Annotated in this window: 15 protein-coding genes; 8 read left to right on the top strand and 7 right to left on the bottom strand. The window is 61.8% G+C overall.

Annotated elements, in window-relative coordinates:
- Position 1 precedes the first annotated feature (1 nt).
- On the top strand, positions 2-778 hold the full coding sequence (locus tag AC25BC_RS17045) for a metallophosphoesterase family protein (protein WP_171815696.1): 777 nt from the start codon (positions 2-4) through the stop codon (positions 776-778).
- A 102-nt stretch (positions 779-880) separates the two neighbouring features.
- On the opposite strand, the gene AC25BC_RS17040 is transcribed toward AC25BC_RS17045, so the two are convergent.
- The 3 genes from AC25BC_RS17040 to AC25BC_RS17030 form a co-directional block, all read right to left on the bottom strand.
- The gene (locus AC25BC_RS17040; protein ID WP_012758729.1) at positions 881-4,069 is read right to left on the bottom strand and encodes an efflux RND transporter permease subunit; all 3,189 of its coding nucleotides are present in this window, start codon (positions 4,067-4,069) and stop codon (positions 881-883) included.
- Complete coding sequence (locus tag AC25BC_RS17035) at positions 4,066-5,241, bottom strand: efflux RND transporter periplasmic adaptor subunit (protein ID WP_012758728.1); 1,176 nt, start codon at positions 5,239-5,241, stop codon at positions 4,066-4,068. The genes AC25BC_RS17040 and AC25BC_RS17035 overlap by 4 nt, the downstream gene beginning before the upstream one ends.
- A gap of 262 nt (positions 5,242-5,503) precedes the next feature.
- On the bottom strand, positions 5,504-7,048 hold the full coding sequence (locus AC25BC_RS17030) for a cation:proton antiporter (RefSeq protein ID WP_012758727.1): 1,545 nt from the start codon (positions 7,046-7,048) through the stop codon (positions 5,504-5,506).
- Positions 7,049-7,292: 244 nt separating this feature from the next.
- On the opposite strand from AC25BC_RS17030, the gene AC25BC_RS17025 reads away from it, so the two are divergent.
- The 3 genes from AC25BC_RS17025 to AC25BC_RS17015 are packed head-to-tail and all read left to right on the top strand — an operon-like array spanning position 7,293 to position 10,525.
- Positions 7,293-7,757 (top strand): MarR family winged helix-turn-helix transcriptional regulator, encoded by a 465-nt coding sequence (locus AC25BC_RS17025; RefSeq protein WP_012758726.1) that lies wholly within the window; start codon positions 7,293-7,295, stop codon positions 7,755-7,757.
- On the top strand, positions 7,750-8,991 hold the full coding sequence (locus tag AC25BC_RS17020) for an HlyD family secretion protein (protein WP_128438266.1): 1,242 nt from the start codon (positions 7,750-7,752) through the stop codon (positions 8,989-8,991). Before AC25BC_RS17025 ends, AC25BC_RS17020 begins: the two co-directional genes overlap by 8 nt.
- Positions 8,984-10,525 (top strand): DHA2 family efflux MFS transporter permease subunit, encoded by a 1,542-nt coding sequence (locus AC25BC_RS17015; RefSeq protein WP_012758724.1) that lies wholly within the window; start codon positions 8,984-8,986, stop codon positions 10,523-10,525. The genes AC25BC_RS17020 and AC25BC_RS17015 overlap by 8 nt, the downstream gene beginning before the upstream one ends.
- 123 nt (positions 10,526-10,648) lie before the next feature.
- Here AC25BC_RS17015 and AC25BC_RS17010 read toward each other — a convergent pair whose 3' ends face one another.
- From AC25BC_RS17010 to AC25BC_RS17000, 3 genes are read right to left on the bottom strand one after another with little or no spacing between them, the layout of a single operon-like run.
- The gene (locus AC25BC_RS17010; RefSeq protein ID WP_128438265.1) at positions 10,649-11,266 is read right to left on the bottom strand and encodes a DNA-3-methyladenine glycosylase; all 618 of its coding nucleotides are present in this window, start codon (positions 11,264-11,266) and stop codon (positions 10,649-10,651) included.
- 53 nt (positions 11,267-11,319) lie between these two features.
- Positions 11,320-11,634: a hypothetical protein gene (locus AC25BC_RS17005; protein ID WP_012758722.1), complete on the bottom strand. Its 315-nt coding sequence runs from the start codon at positions 11,632-11,634 to the stop codon at positions 11,320-11,322.
- 39 nt (positions 11,635-11,673) lie between these two features.
- Positions 11,674-12,582: a LysR family transcriptional regulator gene (locus tag AC25BC_RS17000; RefSeq protein ID WP_012758721.1), complete on the bottom strand. Its 909-nt coding sequence runs from the start codon at positions 12,580-12,582 to the stop codon at positions 11,674-11,676.
- A gap of 119 nt (positions 12,583-12,701) precedes the next feature.
- Between AC25BC_RS17000 and AC25BC_RS16995 the strand changes: the two genes are divergently transcribed.
- Complete coding sequence (locus tag AC25BC_RS16995; RefSeq protein WP_012758720.1) at positions 12,702-13,445, top strand: SDR family oxidoreductase; 744 nt, start codon at positions 12,702-12,704, stop codon at positions 13,443-13,445.
- Between the two features lie 80 nt (positions 13,446-13,525).
- A complete protein-coding gene (locus tag AC25BC_RS16990; RefSeq protein WP_012758719.1) occupies positions 13,526-14,428 on the top strand; it encodes an SDR family oxidoreductase in 903 nt (300 codons plus the stop codon).
- A 284-nt stretch (positions 14,429-14,712) separates the two neighbouring features.
- Here AC25BC_RS16990 and AC25BC_RS16985 read toward each other — a convergent pair whose 3' ends face one another.
- On the bottom strand, positions 14,713-15,624 hold the full coding sequence (locus tag AC25BC_RS16985; protein WP_003542399.1) for a LysR family transcriptional regulator: 912 nt from the start codon (positions 15,622-15,624) through the stop codon (positions 14,713-14,715).
- 164 nt (positions 15,625-15,788) lie between these two features.
- Here AC25BC_RS16985 and AC25BC_RS16980 point away from each other — a divergent pair, with 164 nt between their 5' ends.
- Both AC25BC_RS16980 and AC25BC_RS16975 read left to right on the top strand, forming a co-directional pair.
- The gene (locus AC25BC_RS16980) at positions 15,789-16,601 is read left to right on the top strand and encodes an alpha/beta hydrolase fold domain-containing protein (protein ID WP_012758718.1); all 813 of its coding nucleotides are present in this window, start codon (positions 15,789-15,791) and stop codon (positions 16,599-16,601) included.
- A 46-nt stretch (positions 16,602-16,647) separates the two neighbouring features.
- Positions 16,648-17,838: an efflux RND transporter periplasmic adaptor subunit gene (locus tag AC25BC_RS16975; protein WP_012758717.1), complete on the top strand. Its 1,191-nt coding sequence runs from the start codon at positions 16,648-16,650 to the stop codon at positions 17,836-17,838.
- Positions 17,839-17,847: the final 9 nt, after the last annotated feature.

The raw sequence follows: 17,847 nt of genomic DNA, 5'->3' as shown, positions 1-17,847 counted from the left end.
GATGAGCGACTCTCGTGCTCGCAGCAGCGAGGTTTCGAAAATGGCGCGCCAGCCGAGACCGCGCCTGACGCTGGATATTGCCGCTATCCCAACCTATGCGATCGGCGATATTCACGGTCGGTACGATCTGCTTGTGAAAGCCGAAGCGGCGATCCTGCGGGATGGCGCGCGGCTGCCCGGGCGAAAGCTGATAGTCACGCTCGGCGACTATATCGACCGCGGCCCTGAATCGGCACAGGTCATCACCCATCTGATGGAGCCTCCGCCTGATGGATTCGACCGCATCTGCCTTGCCGGCAATCACGAAGTCGCCATGCTGGACTATATCGATGGCTGGATCTCCTATGACGATTGGATGCAGATGGGGTCGGCGGAGTCGCTCAAATCCTATGGCCTCGATCCGGAGCATCTACCGCTGGTCTTTCCCTCCGGCGCGAAGCTCGATGCCTTCATCCGCCAATCGCTGCCGCGTACGCATATCGATTTCATGCGGGCGATGCCTGTCCTGCTGGAGACCCCGAGCGTGATTTTCGTGCATGCCGGCATCAATCCGAAGCTGCGGCTCAGTGAGCAGACGGACGAGGATCTGGTCATCATCCGCCAGCGGTTTCTCGAAAGCCGGGTGCCGTTGCCGAAACTCTTCGTTCACGGTCATACGCCGAACGATGAACCCGACATACGGCCGAGGCGGCTCAATCTCGATACGCGCGCCTATCGCAGCGGCAAACTCACCGTCGCCCGCTTGTGGCAGGGCAAGGTGCATCTGTTTTCGACCTGACTTTTGTCACTGGTTCCCAAGCCTATGCGTCGATTCAAGGTGTTGCAGCGTCCTTTGCGCGTCTGAAAAGACGCGCGGCGCGCAGAGCCGGGTGGGATCGTCTCAGACGACCCCTTGCTCGACCGGCTCCGTCTTCGCTGGCTCTACAGTGGCCGGCCGCTTGCGGCGCCAGCCGCGCAGCACGACGTAGAAGACCGGCGTCAGAAACAGGCCAAAGATCGTCACGCCGAGCATGCCCGAGAAGACGGCGGTGCCGAGCGACTGGCGCATTTCGGCGCCGGGGCCGGTGGCGATGGCGAGCGGCAGAACACCGAAAATGAAGGCGAATGCCGTCATCAGGATCGGGCGCAGGCGAAGATGGCTGGCCTCGATGGCCGCCTCTACCGGCGATTTGCCCTCGTCCTCCGCCTGCCTGGCGAACTCGACGATCAGAATGGCGTTCTTGGCCGCAAGGCCGATCAGAACGATCAGGCCGATCTGCGTCAGGACATTGTTGTCCATTCCCCTCAGCGAGACCCCGATCAGCGCCGCGAGCACCGCAAGCGGGACGATGAGAATGATCGCGAGCGGCAGAACCCAGCTTTCATATTGCGCCGCCAGCGCCAGGAAGACGAAGACGACAGACAGGGCGAAGATGTAGATGGCGGTGTTGCCGGTGTGGGTCTCCTGATAGGCGAGCTCGGTCCATTCGAAGGTCGTCCCCTGCGGCAGGATTTTCGCCGCTAAGGCCTCCATCTTGGCGATGGCATCGCCCGTTGACGTTCCAGGCGTCGGATTGCCCTGAAGCGGCACCGAGACATACATGTTGTAGCGCTGGACAAGCGCCGGGCCGCTGGCATCCTGGATGTCCATCAAGGTTCCAAGCGGAACCAGCGCCCCGGTCGCCGACCGGACCTTCAGGGCGAGGATGTCTTCCCTGTCCATGCGGTACTGCCGGTCGGCCTGGGCGCGAACCTGATAGACGCGGCCGAACGCATTGAAATCGTTCACATAGGCGACGCCGAGATTGATGGAAAGGGCGTTGAAGATATTGGGGATCGGCACATTCAGGAAACGCGCCTTGTCGCGGTCGATCGCCAGGAAGTATTGCGGGCTGGCATCCGAAAATGTCGTAAAGACGCCGGTCAGCCCCTCGGTCGTTGCCGCCGCACCCATCATCTGCCGGGCGAGGCCGAGCACGCGAGTCATATCGGCGTTTTCGAGATCGGAAATCTGCATCTTGAAGCCGCCGGAATTGCCGACGCCACGCACGGATGGCGGTGGAATGGCGATGATGAAGGCTTCCTGGATGCTTTGCAGCTTTCCGTAAAGCTCGCCGATGATCTTGTTGGCGTTCTCGCCGCCTTCTTCACGTTCGGCAAAGGATTTGAATGGAACGAAGACGACGCCGGCATTTGAGGCATTGGTGAACGTCGCCCCGCTGAAGCCGGCAAATTGCACGGCATTGCCGACGCCGGGCACGGTGCGGGCGATATCGCCCACCTGTTTGACGACGGCGTCGGTACGCGCGAGCGAGGCTCCATCAGGAAGCTGTATGACGATGATTGCGTAACCCTGGTCCATGGTCGGAATAAAGCCCGCGGGAACTTTCGTGCCCATATACCATGTCGCTCCGAGCAGGCAGACGAACGTGACCATCGCGGCAGTCAAGCCCACCCAACTGCTGACCAGATGCCGAACGGTCCATGAATAGCCGGAGCTTAGCCGATCGAATCCATGATTGAAGCCGTCCGCAAGCCCTCTCCCCAGACGGGATGCGACATTCATGCGTTTGGTTTCGTGGTCATGGGCTTTCAGCAATATGCCTGCGAGTGCGGGCGACAGTGTGAGCGAATTCAATGCGGAAATTGCAGTGGTGACGGAGATCGTCACCGCGAACTGCCTGTAGAACTGGCCAGAGATTCCTGGAATGAAGGCTGTCGGGACGAACACGGCGATCAGCACCAGCGAGATGGCGACGACGGCGGTTCCGACTTCGTCCATCGTGACATGGGACGCCTGCTTCGGCGTCATGCCGCGCGCCAGATTGCGCTCGACGTTTTCCACCACCACGATCGCGTCATCCACGACGATCCCGATCGCTAGGACAAGGCCGAACAAAGTGAGCATGTTGAGCGAGAAGCCGAAGGCGAGCAGAACCGCGAAGGTGCCGATCAGCGATACCGGGATGGCAATGATCGGTATGATTGCGGTTCGCCAGGATTGCAGGAAGACAAGAACGACGATCGCCACCAGGATGGCCGCTTCTGCAATGGTTCTATAGACCTCGGTAATCGAATCCGAGATGAATTCGGTCGTGTCGTAGACGATACGATATTCCAGACCCGGCGGGAAATTCTGGGATATGTCCTTCATGAGCGTCTGGACTTGATGGGCCGTGTCCAGTGCGTTGGTTCCCGGCCGGGCGAAGATGCCGAGAGCCACTGCGGGATCGTTGTTGAGATAACTGTTGGTGACGTAATCCTGTGCGCCGAGTTCTATCCGGGCGACATCCTGCAACTGCACGAGGCGGCCCGATGTCGTCGATTTCACAATGACATATCGGAACTCGCGCACGTCGGAGAAGCGGCCGTCCGTTCGCACCGTATATTCGAATGCATTCTTGCCGGTGACGGGCGGGGCCCCGATCTTGCCGCCTGAAACCTGGACGTTCTGATCTCTCAACGCGGAGACGACGTCATCGGATGTCATCCCGTAAGCGGAGAGCTTTTCCGGATCCAGCCAGATTCGCATCGAATACTGGCGTTCGCCAAAAATCTGCACGTCGCCGACGCCGTCAAGGCGCACGAGAACGTCGCGGATGCGGTTGCGGGCGTAATTCGAGACGTAAAGCTGGTCATAGCGGTGCGATGGCGAAAGCAGGTGCACCACCATCATCAGATCCGGTGAGCTTTTGTCGGTGGTCACGCCAAGCCGCTGGACTTCCTCGGGAAGACGGGGAAGGGCGATGGAAACGCGGTTCTGGACGAGCACCTGGACCTTGTCGAGATCGGTGCCGAGCTTGAAGGTGATCGTCAGCGACATGGCGCCGTCGGCGCTGGAGTAGGAAGACATATAAAGCATGTCTTCGACGCCGTTGATCTGTTGTTCGAGCGGCGTCGAAACGGTATCGGCGATCGTCTGCGGGTCGGCACCCGGATAGGAGGTGCGCACGACGATGGTCGGCGGCGCTATCTCCGGATACTGCGATACCGGCAATTGCGTGTAGGCAATGCTGCCGACAACGAGAAAAAGGATCGAGATGACGGCCGCAAAGATCGGCCGGTCCACGAAAAAATGAGCAAATCTCATTGTCCGCTCTCCGCGCCGGCAGTTTCCGGCGGAGCGTCCTGCCGCTCCTGCGGCAGTTCGGTCATCTGAGGCGTGATCTTTGCGCCCGGCCGGGCGCGCATCAGGCCGTTGACGATGATCGTCTCGGTGCCATCAAGACCCTCGCGTATGACGCGGTAGCCGTAGAGGCGCGGTCCGGGCCTTACGGGCTTGGTCGAAACCGTGCCGTCTTCGGCGACGACATAAACGACGCGCTCATTCTGGTCCGAGCCGATGGCCTCGTCGGGGACGAGAATGGCCTGGTAGGTGTTGGAGGCTTCGACCTGTATTCGACCGAACAGGCCGGGCTGAAGGACGAGATCAGGATTGGGGAAGCGGGCACGCAGACGAATGGTGCCACTCTCATTGTCGACCCGGTTCTCGGCGAAATCGAGCTTTCCCTTGAACGGTTTGGCACTGGGATCCGAGATCGTGACGGACACATCAAGTCCGCCACCGCCCTGCTGCAGATCCTTGCCCAGTTTGCGCGCGGTGTCGGCGAAATTCAGCAGGCGGCGCTCGTCGACGTCGAAATAAAAATCGATCGGATCGAGCGAAACGATCGTCGTCAGCACAGTCTGGTCGGTCTGCACAAGGTTGCCGGCCGAGATCAGCCGGCGGTCGATGCGGCCGCTGAGCGGCGCCTTGATCTCGGTATATTCCATGTCGAGAGAGGCGCGGTCGGCTGCGGCCTGTGCGCCGCGGACATTGGCCTCGGCCGAATCGAATTCGCGGCGGCGATCATCCAGCGTCTGGGCTGACTGGCTGCCGCTCGAAGTTAGCGATTGCGTGCGCTTATATTGCGCGTCGGCAAAGACCAGGGCGGATTGCGCCGATTCGAGTGTGGCCTTTGCCTGATTGAGCGCGGTTACGAACGGCCGCTGATCGATGACGAAGAGCAGGTCGCCCTGCTTGACCAATGCGCCGTCCTGGAAATGAATTTCCTGCAGGTAACCACCGACGCGCGAGCGAACCGAGACCTCGTCGACCGGCTCGAAGCGGCCGATGAACTCGTCGCTGTCGACGACATCGCGAACGACCGGCTTGGCAACGGTGACGGGCGGGGGTGGTGGGGCGCTCTGGGCCAGTGCGGGGAGAGGCATGAATGCGGCAATACAGCCAAGCACCACCATCTGTCGAAGCGCGTAAGTCATACCGGTCCTCCAATCTCGACGGCCGATTCACTGCCGCCAACCTCAAGATGAAGTGATGCTGTTCATGTCTTGCTGCTTTGAACGAGGGCCTCTGCCCCCATGATTCCCCCGGCGTTCAATCCCTTGGAAAAGGAAGGCCGGCACGCAATGCACATCCGAAAAATCGTAACCCTATGGAATTGGACTATAAACGGCAGCGGCGAAAAATTGCAAATGCCAATTGGTAACGGTTCCGGAATCCATCAAAACTTCACAGAAGGCATCAGCTCTCGACGATCTCGTCTCTGCCGGGCGGCAGGGCGGCGAGTTCGGCCCAGTCGAGCTCCTGTTCCAGCATGTGAAAGACATCGTCGTCGATCTCGTCGGCGCGGCGCATCGCCGCCAGTCTGCGGCGTTTGGCGACGATGACGTTGCGGCGCTGCTTGTCGAGCCTGCTGACCTCGCGCGGGTGTTTCCCGTCAGCGGTGATTTCGCGTTCGGAAGTGTAGACGTCGCGCAGGATGCGAGTGGATTTGTCCTCGCCGCCGGCGAGTTCGGCAAGGGCCGCATCGATCAACGTGACGCGGGCCCTGGCGAGGTCGCGATCCAGGGAGGTGTCCGGATCGAATTTCAGGAAACGGATCAGCGGCCCGAGCGTCAGGCCCTGGACAATGAGCGTGCCGAGAACGACGGCGAGCGCGCAGAGCAGGATGATGTCGCGATCGGGGAAGTCGATCGGCAAAGCGAGCGCGGTCGCCAGCGTGACGAGGCCGCGCATGCCGCACCAGCCGGCAAGCAGGCTGGTCGCGAAGGTCGGAACGGCTTGTGTCGTGCGTCCGCGCGCGGCGAGAAAGTTGATGACGCGGTTATAGAAGAGCACCCAGGCCAGGCGGACGACGATGACGGTGACGAAGACCATGGCGGCGAAAGTGATCGCGAAATTCAGACGGCCGGGATCGAGGTCGAGGACGATCTGACGGGCCTGCAGGCCCATCAGCAGGAAAGCGAGCACGTTGAGCAGAAAGACTGCGGCTTCCCAGACCGAATAGGAATGAATGCGGTGGCGGGCCGTCTGCCGCTCGGGCATGTAGCGGGCAATCACCATCGCATAGACGACGATCGCCAGAATTGCCGAAAGGTGCAGCCGCTCGGCGATGATCCAGGTGCCGAAGGTGGCGACGAATTCGAGCAGGGTGCCGCCGAGCGTGCCGGCAAGCCTCAGGCCGACGACCATGTAGAGACGGCCCATGAGATAGCCGAGGATGAGGCCGCCAGGCACGGCGAGCGCCAGCTCCGCCAGGGCGCCGGCGAAGAAGGCGGGACTTGCGGCGGCTGCCACCGCAGCGCTGAAGATCAGTAGCGCCACGGCGTCGTTCAGGAGGCTTTCACCCTTCAGGATCACATAGGTTTGGCGCGGCAGGGTGAAGCGGTCGAGCATGGCGGTCGCGGCTGCCGCATCCGGCGGCGCGACGATGGCGCCGAGTGCCACGGCTGCGGCAAGCGGCAGGCCGGCCATCGTCACGCTGACGGTGGCGACGGCTGCGGCCGTCAGGATCACGGCAATGGCGGCGAGCGAGAATAACGGCAGCCAGTTGCGCCTCAACGTCCTCGGCGGCAGATCATAGGCGGCGTCGAAGAGCACGGGCGCGATCAGCAGCGCCAGCGCCAGCTCGGGATCGATCGCGACCTCCGGCGCCCAGGGCACGGCCGCGACGATGACGCCGGCGATCGCCAGCATTGTCGGATAAGGGATCCGGAACTTCCTGGAGAATTGCAGAAAGACGATCGCCACCAGCAGCAGCGTCAGCATGCTTTCGAAGAACGCCATAGAGCTCCCCAATGCGCACCTCCGGCGGAGGCTGTTCCTGCCGCAGAATTAGGGCGGAACTCGGCTGCGGCTACTGTCGGCGCCTGCAAGCGGCGAAAGGAGGAACCGTAGGATATGTTTGACCTGATCTGCGGCATTTTAGCCGCCGCTGCTGAATCTGCCGTCCATACCCTTGTGCGGCGCGCATGCTCAATATATCTACTGATATTATAAGTATGCTTATAAATAATGGTTACAGGTTTTCATGAACGCCACTCCGACCCTCGGTTTCCTTCTCCACGACGTCGCACGGCTGCTGCGCAAGCGGTTCGAGCAGCGCGCGAAGTGCCTTGGGCTGACCCGGTCGCAATGGCAGACGCTTGCCTATCTCTCGAACAATGAAGGCATCCATCAGGGCGGCCTTGCCGAAATCCTGGAAGTCGAGCCGATCACGCTGGTGCGCATTCTCGACAAGCTCGCCGAGCGCGGGCTGATCGAGCGCCGCCAGCACCCGACCGACCGGCGCATCTGGCTGCTCTATATGCGCGACGAGGCGCACCCGTTGCTCGCCGAAATGCGCGAGCTCGGCGACACCACCCGCGCAGAAGCGTTGCAAGGCGTTTCGGCCGAGCAGCGCGAGCTGCTTTTCCACATCCTATCCGTAATGAAGACGAACCTGGTTCAGGCATGCCGGAGCCCGGTTGACGAGAATGAGACGAACGATGGCTGATCAATCCCCCCTCCGCGTCGTTGCCGACGCCAAGACCAAGACCAAGACCAAGACCAAGACTCCTGTCGAAGGAAACGAAGCGAAACAGCAGGAAACGGTAGCCGAAGCGCCTTCATCCAATTCAGCGCCGGCTGCCGCCGTGGCTGCGCCTGGCGGCAACAAGGTCCGCCGCCGGCGCAGTCCCACGCGGCCGATCCTGTTTGCCCTGCTGCCGGTGGCGCTCGTCGTCGGCGGTTATTATTACGTCAATGGCGGCCAGGTGATGTCGACCGACAACGCCTATATCCAGGCCGATATGGTCGGGCTTACCACCGATGTCTCGGGCATCGTCGACCAGATCAACGTGCATGAGAACGAGGCGGTCAAGACGGGGCAGGTGCTCTTCAGCCTGCGGTCGGATTCTTTCAAGATCGCGCTCGATGGCGCCAAGGCGCAGCTCGGCGCGCAGCGCAACCAGATCATGAATCTCAAGGCCAGCTATCAGCAGTCGCTTGCCGAGATCACGCAGGCGCAAGCCGATCTGCCTTATTATCAGGATCAGTTTGACCGGCAGCAAAACCTCGTCAACAACGGCAGCGCGACGCAGTCGGCCTATGACGAAGCCAAGCACAATCTGGAAGCCGCGCAGCAGAAGGTGACCGTCGCCAAGGCGGAAGCCGCAACGACGCTCGCCCAGCTCGGCGGCAATGCCGACCAGCCGGCCGAGGAAAACCCGCTCTACCTGCAGGCCAAGTCGAATGTCGACAATGCCCAGCGCGAACTCGACCACAGCGTCGTCAAGGCGCCGTTCGACGGCATCGTCACCAATGTCAACGCGCTGCAGGTCGGCTCTTATCTGCAGGCTTCGCAGCAAGCCTTCTCGCTTGTTGCCACCGACCATCTGTGGATCGCCGCCAGCCCGAAGGAAACCGAACTCACCTACGTCAAGCCCGGCCAGACGGCCGAGATCTATATCGACACCTATCCCGGCGTGACATGGAAGGGCAAGGTCGAGAGCATCAGCCCGGCCTCCGGCTCCAGCTTCTCGCTGCTGCCGGCGCAAAACACCACGGGCAACTGGGTGAAGGTCGTGCAGCGCATTCCGATGCGCGTCAGCATCGAGGACACCGAAGGCAAGCCGCCGCTACGTGTCGGCATGAGTACGGTGGTCGATGTCGAGACCGGCCATGCCCGCGGCCTGCCTGATTTCGTCAACAAGCTTCTGGGTCGGCCTCAGGGCAAGGATCATGAGTAACGCTTCCGCTTCTCCGGTGACGCCGATTGCCAATCGCGGTGCGATCACGGCCTGCGTCATTCTCGCCGTCATCATGCAGGCGCTGGACACGACGATCGCCAACGTGGCGCTGCCCTATATCCAGGGCAGCGTGTCGGCCTCTGCCGACCAGATCAACTGGGTGCTGACTTCCTATATCGTCGCGGCGGCAATCATGACGCCGCCGTCGGGCTTTCTCGCCGCCAAGTTCGGCCGCAAACGCGTGCTGCTCGTCGCCATTGCCGGTTTCGTGGCGGCCTCCGTTCTCTGCGGCCTGGCGCAATCGCTGAACCAGATCGTCGCCTTCCGTCTGCTGCAGGGCCTGTTTGGGGCATCGCTGGTGCCGCTTTCCCAGGGCATCCTCCTCGACATCTACACGGTCGAGGAGCGCGGCTCGGCGATGGCCCTTTTCGGCGTCTCGGTCATGGTCGGGCCGGTGCTTGGGCCCGTCATCGGCGGCTGGCTGACCGACAATATCAGCTGGCGCTGGGTGTTTTATATCAACGTGCCGATCGGCGCGCTGGCCTTCATGGGCATCGTCGTCTACGTCACCGAGACCAAGAGGGATCTGCTCGCCAAACTGGACTGGTTCGGCTTCGGGATGATGAGCCTCGGCATCGCCGCGCTGCAGCTCTTCCTCGACCGCGGCGAGCAGCTCGACTGGTTCTCGTCCGGTGAGATCATGCTCGAGGCGTTGATCTGCGCCTCAGCCTTCTATCTGCTGATCGTGCATACTCTGACGGCGGAGAAATCCTTCGTGAACCCGAAGCTGTTCCTCGATCAAAACTTCTCGATCAGCATGATCTTCATCTTCGTGGTCGGCATTACCTATCTCGCCTCACTGGCGCTGATGACGCCCTATCTGCAGACGCTGATGGGCTATCCCGTTATCACAGCCGGCATCGTCATGGGGCCGCGCGGGCTCGGCACCATGCTCTGCATGTTCATCGTCGGGCGGCTGGTCGGCAAGGTCGATACGCGCGCGTTGCTGGCGCTCGGCCTGGGGCTCACCGCATGGGCGATGTACGACATGACCGGCTGGACACCCGACGTCTCGCAATGGACGATCGTCTCGGTCGGCTTCATCCAGGGCGCCGGCCTCGGCTTTCTGTTCGTGCCGCTGACGACGATCGCTTTTTCCACGCTGCCCGCCCATATGCGCGGCGACGGCACCGGTCTCTACAACCTGTCGCGAAACATCGGCTCGGCGGTCGGCATCTCGATCGTCTCGGCGCTGATCGTCGAGAACACGCAGAGCAATCATGAATCGATCGCGGCCTATGTGACGCCGTTTAACCACGCCTTCAATGCGGTGGCGGCGCAGGGGCTGAGCCCGGTGACGGCGGCCGGCCGTGCTTCGCTCAACGAGATCATCACGCTGCAAGCGACGATCATCGCCTACATGGACGATTTCAAGCTGCTGATGCTGATGTCGCTTGCGGTCATTCCGCTGGTGCTGCTGCTGCGCAAGCCGAAGGCAGCACCCGCCGTCGACCACAGCGCCGTCATGGAATGAACTCCAGATTCGCGCAATTCCGGACGAAAAACCGCTTCGCACTTTTCCTGGAATTTTCTTATAAATTAAATAGTTGGAGCATGATGTCGCGCGAAAACCGCTTACACTTTTCGGCATCATGCTCTAGCGAAACGGCTTGCTGAGAAAACGCGATCCCTGAATGCCGAAGCGCCATGGAGCTTCGGCATTTTTCGTGATGCCGATGCGTTTTCCCGAGACGATCGGCACCGGGGCCGACGGCGCGATCGCATAGGGCGGGCGATCAAGCAGCCGGTCATTGATCCCGATATCGATGCCAAGCGCCTGGCAGAGCTTGCCGGGACCGCTGCAGAGCGACGTCAGCATATCGGTGCCGCGCCGCTCCATCATCAGAGGGATTCCCGTTTCCGGCTCCAGGGCGCGGATGAGTGCAGCCGAGCCCGGATGGCAGACGAAATTCAGACACCAGTACATGCCGTAGATGCGGTAGATATAGACATTGCCCGGCTTGCCATACATGGCGCCATTGCGCTTGGTCGGGCCGCGGAAGCTGTGCGAGGCCTCGTCATCGGGGAAATAGGCTTCGGTCTCGGTGATGCGCCCGCCGACGCCATCCACGGTCAGATGGCAGCCGAGCAGGTCGCGGGAGACGGCGATCGCATCGCGTTCGAAAAACTTCCTGAGGCTTTCGCCGGTGAGCGTGCCGGCGCCGATCGCACCTGATATCGTTCCACCATCGGTCATATCAGACGCAGATAACATTCAGCGCGCTCGCCGTCATCCCGAAACCGCTTCATGTTTTTCGGCCAAAGACATCAGCGGCCGGCATTCGGATCGCGCATCGGGATCGAGGATGATGTGACCGATACCGGGTCGCTCGCCGGAAAGGAATCTTCCAGACCCTCCTCCAGCTCTTCTTCGAGCAAAGCAGGATCCTTGCTGCGCGCGCCGTCGCCATGGGCAGGTTCGATTGCCGCAGCAAGCAGGGCCTTGGCCCGCAAGACGGCGTTTTCCGAGGTCAGTTCAGGCGTGCTCCTCAGCGTCACGGCAATGCTGTCTTCGCCCTCGCCGCCGAATTCGACGACGAAGCCGTCTTCCGTCTGGTAGACGGTGATATCGTTGAGTGCCATGGCTGTTCTCCGAGGGCGCTCTTATTAGCAAGGCGTATTTTAGTGAAGCGCGTTTTCGGAATTTTGTCGAGCGAAGACCTTTACCAGCCAGTCGATGAAGACGCGCACGCGCGGCGAAAGCTGGCGGTTGCGGGGGTAGAGCAGGGAAACCGGTGTCGGAGTCAGCGGAAAATCCTGCAATACATGGATCAGCGTTCCCTCGGCCAGGTCTTTTTCAGCGTGATAGCGCGGGATCTGAATCATGCCGAGGCCCATCCTCGCCGCTGAAATATAGCTTTCGGCGGCGTTGACCGCGACGGTGGCGGGAATGGTGACGTTACGCACCGTGCCGTCGACGATGAATTCGAGCGGCAGCAGGGTGCCCGTGCTGCTGGAGCGGAAGCCGACCATGCGATGGCCGGCAAGCCGGTGGGGATGCTGCGGCAGGCCACGGGTGGCGATATAATCGGGAGAGGCGAGTGTCACCTCATCAAGCATGGCGACGCGCCGGGCGACCATGTCGCTATCCCCAGGCGTGCCGACGCGCAGCACGCAATCGATGCCTTCGCGCACGAGATCGACTAGCCGGTCGCCCTCGCTCATGTAGAATTCAATCTCAGGATAGGTCTCCAGGAAGGACGGCAGGCTCGGCAGTACGAAATGGCGAGCGAGTGTGCCGTGCACATCGACGCGCAGCAGGCCTTTTGGCTTGGCGCCGGCGAAAGCGCCTTCGGCACCCTCGATATCGGCAAGGATCGACAGGCAGCGCTGGTAATAGGCCTCGCCGTCAAGCGTCGGACTGACATGGCGTGTCGTGCGCTGGAGCAGGCGCACGCCGAGGCGGGCCTCGAGCCCCTTTACCGCATCGGTGACGGTCGAGCGCGGCAGACCGGTGTCTTCGGCGGCAAGAGTGAAGCTGCGGCGTTCCACGACACGGCAAAACACGCGCATGGCATCAAATCTGTCCATCTGTTTGTTCGTTATTCCCGGATAGTGATGCCGAAGAATGCCAGATTATCCGCAGAAGGAAAAGGCGCATCTTCTCCTCATCGAAAACGCGCTGCGGCGCAGGATGAAGGAGAAGGACAATGGCTTCCAAAGAAAACGGCAAGGTAGCACTGGTCACCGGCGCTTCCCGCGGCATTGGAGCGGTAGTCGCCCGACGCCTCGCCAAGGACGGTTTCACCGTCGTCATCAATTATTCCGGTAATGCCGCTCCGGCCGAGGAATTGGCCCAGGAGATCGAGCAGGCCGGCGGCAGGGCGCTGACGGCGAAAGCCGATGTCAGCGATGCCGAAGCCGTCCGCCGCATGTTCGATGCCGCGGAAACCGCCTTCGGCGGTGTCGATGTGCTTATCAACAATGCCGGCATCATGATGCTCTCTTCGCTTGCGGAGGCCGATGACGCCAATTTCGATCGGCAGATCGGCGTCAATCTGAAGGGCACCTTCAATACGTTGCGCGAGGCTGCCAAGCGTCTGCGTGACGGCGGCCGGGTCGTCAACTTCTCGACCTCAGTCGTCGGCCTGAAGCTCGAAACCTACGGCGTCTATGCCGCGACCAAGGCTGCCGTGGAAACGCTGACGGCGATCATGGCCAAGGAGATGCGCGGCCGCAACATCACCGTCAACGCCGTCGCGCCCGGTCCTGTCGCCACCGACCTTTTCCTCAACGGCAAGTCGGACGAAGTCATCGCCCGCACGGCGAAGATGAACCCGCTGGAACGCCTCGGCACACCGGAAGACATCGCATCTGCAGTTGCCTTCCTCGCCGGCCCGGACGGCGGCTGGATCAACGGCCAGACGCTGCGCGCCAATGGCGGCGTGATCTGACCAAGACGGCGGCTTTCGGCCGCCGCTCATTCAAATTTTCATTTCTCAATCAGGCAATCGAATCCAGAAGGACTAGGATCATGAGCAAGCAAGTCATCGTCATCACCGGCGCTTCCAGCGGTTTCGGCGCTCTCACCGCCCGCGCCCTCGCCAAGGCCGGCCATACCGTCTATGCCGGCATGCGCGGCACGGAAGGCCGCAACGCTCCGGCCGTCGCCGATGTGGCTGAATTCGCCAGGAACAACAACGTCGATCTGCGCTCGGTCGAACTCGATGTCGCCTCCGACGCGTCGGTTGTATCAGGTATCGCCAGGATCATCACCGATGTAGGCCGCCTCGATGTCATCATCCACAATGCCGGCCATATGTCCTTCGGCCCGGCCGAAGCTTTCACGCCGGAACAGTTCGCCGAGCTCTTCGACATCAACGTGCTCTCCACCCAACGCGTCAACCGCGCGGCACTTCCGTATCTGCGCAAGCAGGGCAGGGGCCTGGTGGTCTGGGTATCGTCGTCGAGCAGCCGCGGTGGCACGCCTCCCTACCTCTCGCCCTATTTCGCCGCCAAGGCGGCGATGGATTCACTTGCCGTCTCCTATGCCGGCGAGCTGACCCGCTGGGGCATCGAGACCTCGATCATCGTGCCCGGCGCCTTCACCAAAGGCACCAACCATTTCGCCCATTCCGGCTCGCCTGATGATACGGCCCGCGCCGCCGAATACAATGAAGGACCCTACAAGGGCGTGCCGGAGCAGGCGCTGCAGGGCCTGGCAGCGCTCGAACCTGCCGACGCCGATGCCGGCGCGGTTGCCGTCGCCATCGTCGATGTCGTCGGCAAGCCCTTCGGCACCCGGCCGTTCCGCGTCCACATCGATCCGTCCGAGGACGGCGCCGAGATCGTCAACGGCGTTGCCGACCGTGTCCGGGCGGAATTGTTCCGCCGCATCGGCCTCGAGGACTTGCTGAAGCCGGCCGTCGGGAATTGAAACCCGGCCCAACCGCTGCACGCGGGAACAACCGCGCGGGGGAACATGGAGCCAAGCCGTCATCGCAAATATGTGAACGCGACTGCGGAATTTTCCCTTATAATCCTGCGGAGAGTGCGTATATCTGCTTTATCGCGAGAGAATGGAATTCCCTGCCGTTCTCTTCGCGAACCTCCAGAGCCTGCCGCGCCTTTGCTACGGTGCGACAGGCTTGATGTTCAAAGTTGAAGATTGTGGCCCGTCGAAGGTTTCCCCTGCCTTCCGGGCCGTATTTGTCTTGGCGCTCAGACGTCGTTCAGTCTCGCCTCGACCAGAAGCTTCACCAGCCAGTCTACGAAGACGCGGACCTTGTTGCTGAGGTGGCGGTTCGGCGGATAGACGACATAGAGCGGCAGCGGATCGCGACGCCAATCCGGCAGCACGCGGACGAGTTCGCCCCTTGCCATCGGCTCGCGCGCCATGAAGATCGGTACCTGCGCGATGCCGAGGCCCGTCAGCGCCGCCGTCAGATAGGTGCGGCTATCGTTGACCGAGGCGATGTAACGCGGACTAGTCTCGATCACCTCGTTGTGCCGGCGGAATTCGAAGGGCAGCGTCCGGTTGTTCTGGGCGCGGAAATAGTTGACGGTGTAATGATCCGCCTCCAGATCCTCCGGCCGCTCGGGCATGCCGAATTTCTGGATGTAGCTCGGCGAAGCACAGGTGATCATTTCGACTTCGGAGACGCGCCGCGCAATCAGCGATTGGTCGGCCGGGGTGCCGGCCCGCAGGGCGCAATCGACATTTTCCGCAAGATAATCGACCGTGCGGTCGCCGACACCGAGGTCGATACGGATATCGGGATAACGCTGATAGAAATCGCAAAGCGCCGGAACGACGATCCAATCGGCGAAAGCGCCGGCCATTTCGACACGCAGTCGTCCGCTCGGCAAGCTCTGCGAATTGGAAAGGCTGCCATCGAGCTCCTCCAGTTCCGAAATGATCTGGGCGGCGCGTTCGTAATAAAGCGCGCCGTCCGTGGTCACCATGACCCGGCGCGTGGTCCGATTCAAAAGCTTGGTGCGCAAATGCGCTTCCAGGCCCTGTATGAGATTGGTCACCGTCGCCTTGGGCATGGCGAGCATGTCGGCGGCGCGGGTGAAATTGCCCGTCTCCACGACGCGAATGAAGACGCGCATTGCCGAGAGCTGATCCATCGGTTTCAAATCCGCAGTTTGCGTTGCACCATTGTTCGAGATCTGGAACAGTGTTATCGCGTTATAGCTTCTTATTCCTTGGTTGGAATAACAATATCTTTTTTGTACAAAATGCAAGCGGCAGGCGTTGTCTGCTTGTCGGCGACACAGAAGAGACCGGAAGCATGACGGTGGAATGGAAAGATATGATGCTGGATAAGGTGGCCATCGGCCCCGTTTCCGCACGCATCTACCAGGGCGCTGATTACGGCAAGGGTCCGCCGATCGTGCTTTACCTGCATGGCGGCGCTTTTCTGGATAGCGACACACACGTCGACCGGCCGGTGGCGATGAGCCTCGCCAAGGCCGGCGCCATCGTCGTTGCCGCCGATTACAGCAGCCTTTCCGGCAATCTCTTCCCAAAGGCGCTAGAAGTTTCCTTCTCCGTTTTCACCTATCTCGCCAACAAGCGCGCCGGTCTCGGCGACCGCAAGTCGCTGCTCTTCGTTGCCGGCGAAGAGGCGGGCGGCAATGTCGCCGCCGGCGTGGCGCTGAAGGCGCGCGACCAGATGCCGGACGCGCTCGACGGCCAAGTCCTGATTTCGCCGCTGCTCGATCCCTTCATGGGCACGTCCTCGATCCGCAAGGCCGAAGCCATCGGCATGCGCCAGCGCTGGACGGAGGGCTGGAGCCACTATCTGAGCGGAGGCGGTTGCCACCCTTATGCGGCGCCTTGCCTCTGTTCGCGCATATCCGGCGTCGCGCCGGCGCTGATATTCACCGCGGAGGACGATCCTCTGCACGACGAGACAATTGGTTACGGTACCCGCCTGAAGCAGGCCGGTGTCGGTGTGCGCCAGCATGTCCTTCCCGCCGGGACGGGCTGGCCCTCGATTTATGGTGGGAAATCCGACGGAGCGCCCGACTGGCAGGAAAACGTCAGCCACCATTTCGGAAGCTTCCTTCGGGACGTAAGCGTTCAACCGCAATTGCATTGAAGAAGATCTGATATTTCGGCGGCCTTGAGCCGCAAGGAGAGTACCGATGACGTCCAGAAAGAAGCGCTGGGCCCTTGTGGGCGCCGGCATAGGCCTTATTGCGTCCGTTTCCGGCGCTGCATTGTTTTTCGAACTGCCGATGAGCACGACCGCTACGGCCGCTTCCGCCCCCGCACAGGCTCCCGCTGTGCCGGTGACGGTGGCCGTCGTTGCGGCGCACGACGTGACGGCTTGGGAAAGTTTCTCCGGCCGTCTGGAAGCCGTCGACCGGGTGCAGGTGCGTTCCCGTGTTGCCGGCGCCATCCTGTCGGTGGCTTTCCGTGAAGGGGCGCTGGTCAAGCAGGGTGACCTGCTCTTCACCATCGACCCGGCCCCCTACCAGGCGAGCGTGGCGCAGGCGCAAGGCCAGGTCGCTTCGGCCGAAGCCAAGGTCAGCCTGGCGCAGACTGAACTCGACCGCGGCCGCAGGCTTTCCGACAACCGCACCATCTCCCAGAGTGATCTCGATCAGCGCCTGAGTTCGCTGGCCGAGGCTCAGGCGGGGCTGCGTTCGGCGCAGGCCGCACTGCAGTCAGCCCAGCTCGATCTCGATTATACGCAGGTGCGAGCTCCGGTTTCCGGCCGCATCGGCAAGATCGAGGTGACCGCCGGTAACCTTGTCGCCGCCGGTTCGACCTCGCCGGCGCTGACGACGCTCGTTTCCGTCGATCCGATCTATGCGAGCTTTAACGCGAGCGAAGAGATGGTGACGCGCGCGCTTGCCCAGCTTCCGCAGACGGATAGCGCCCTGCCTGCCGTCGAGCAGATCCCGGTCGAGGTCGGCACGCTGACCGACAGCGGCACGCCGATCAAAGGCAAGCTGCAGCTGATCGACAACGAGGTCGATGCATCAAGCGGCACGATCGGCGTTCGCGCCGTCTTCGATAATCCGGGCGGGCGTCTCATCCCCGGCCAGTTCGTGCGGGTGCGCATGGGCCAGCCGAAGGCCGAGAACAAGATCGTCATCAGCGACCGCGCCGTCGGCACGGACCAGGACAAGAAGTTCGTCTTCGTCGTCGATGGCGAGAACAAGGTCGCCTATCGGCAGGTCCAGCTCGGCACGCTGGCCGACGGCCAGCGGGTGGTCGAAAGCGGCCTGAACGTCGGCGAGAAGATCGTCGTCAACGGTCTGCAGCGCATCCGTCCTGGCGCAGTCGTCGCGCCTCAGATGGAAGAGAAGGTTGCGACCGCGCAGTAAAGACTTCGC

The sequence above is a fragment of the Rhizobium sp. WSM409 genome, from assembly GCF_057653825.1.
The sequence above is the reverse complement of the archived record's forward strand: the minus strand, read 5'-3'. Positions and strand labels throughout refer to the sequence as shown.

What these genes read in the sequence shown, in the direction of transcription:
- AC25BC_RS17045 (WP_171815696.1), top strand. Translation starts at nt 2, where the DNA reads ATGAGCGACTCTCGTGCTCGCAGCAGCGAGGTTTCGAAAATGGCGCGC.
- AC25BC_RS17040 (WP_012758729.1), bottom strand. Translation starts at nt 4,069, where the DNA reads ATGAGATTTGCTCATTTTTTCGTGGACCGGCCGATCTTTGCGGCCGTC.
- AC25BC_RS17035 (WP_012758728.1), bottom strand. Translation starts at nt 5,241, where the DNA reads ATGACTTACGCGCTTCGACAGATGGTGGTGCTTGGCTGTATTGCCGCA.
- AC25BC_RS17030 (WP_012758727.1), bottom strand. Translation starts at nt 7,048, where the DNA reads ATGGCGTTCTTCGAAAGCATGCTGACGCTGCTGCTGGTGGCGATCGTC.
- AC25BC_RS17025 (WP_012758726.1), top strand. Translation starts at nt 7,293, where the DNA reads ATGAACGCCACTCCGACCCTCGGTTTCCTTCTCCACGACGTCGCACGG.
- AC25BC_RS17020 (WP_128438266.1), top strand. Translation starts at nt 7,750, where the DNA reads ATGGCTGATCAATCCCCCCTCCGCGTCGTTGCCGACGCCAAGACCAAG.
- AC25BC_RS17015 (WP_012758724.1), top strand. Translation starts at nt 8,984, where the DNA reads ATGAGTAACGCTTCCGCTTCTCCGGTGACGCCGATTGCCAATCGCGGT.
- AC25BC_RS17010 (WP_128438265.1), bottom strand. Translation starts at nt 11,266, where the DNA reads ATGTTATCTGCGTCTGATATGACCGATGGTGGAACGATATCAGGTGCG.
- AC25BC_RS17005 (WP_012758722.1), bottom strand. Translation starts at nt 11,634, where the DNA reads ATGGCACTCAACGATATCACCGTCTACCAGACGGAAGACGGCTTCGTC.
- AC25BC_RS17000 (WP_012758721.1), bottom strand. Translation starts at nt 12,582, where the DNA reads ATGGACAGATTTGATGCCATGCGCGTGTTTTGCCGTGTCGTGGAACGC.
- AC25BC_RS16995 (WP_012758720.1), top strand. Translation starts at nt 12,702, where the DNA reads ATGGCTTCCAAAGAAAACGGCAAGGTAGCACTGGTCACCGGCGCTTCC.
- AC25BC_RS16990 (WP_012758719.1), top strand. Translation starts at nt 13,526, where the DNA reads ATGAGCAAGCAAGTCATCGTCATCACCGGCGCTTCCAGCGGTTTCGGC.
- AC25BC_RS16985 (WP_003542399.1), bottom strand. Translation starts at nt 15,624, where the DNA reads ATGGATCAGCTCTCGGCAATGCGCGTCTTCATTCGCGTCGTGGAGACG.
- AC25BC_RS16980 (WP_012758718.1), top strand. Translation starts at nt 15,789, where the DNA reads ATGACGGTGGAATGGAAAGATATGATGCTGGATAAGGTGGCCATCGGC.
- AC25BC_RS16975 (WP_012758717.1), top strand. Translation starts at nt 16,648, where the DNA reads ATGACGTCCAGAAAGAAGCGCTGGGCCCTTGTGGGCGCCGGCATAGGC.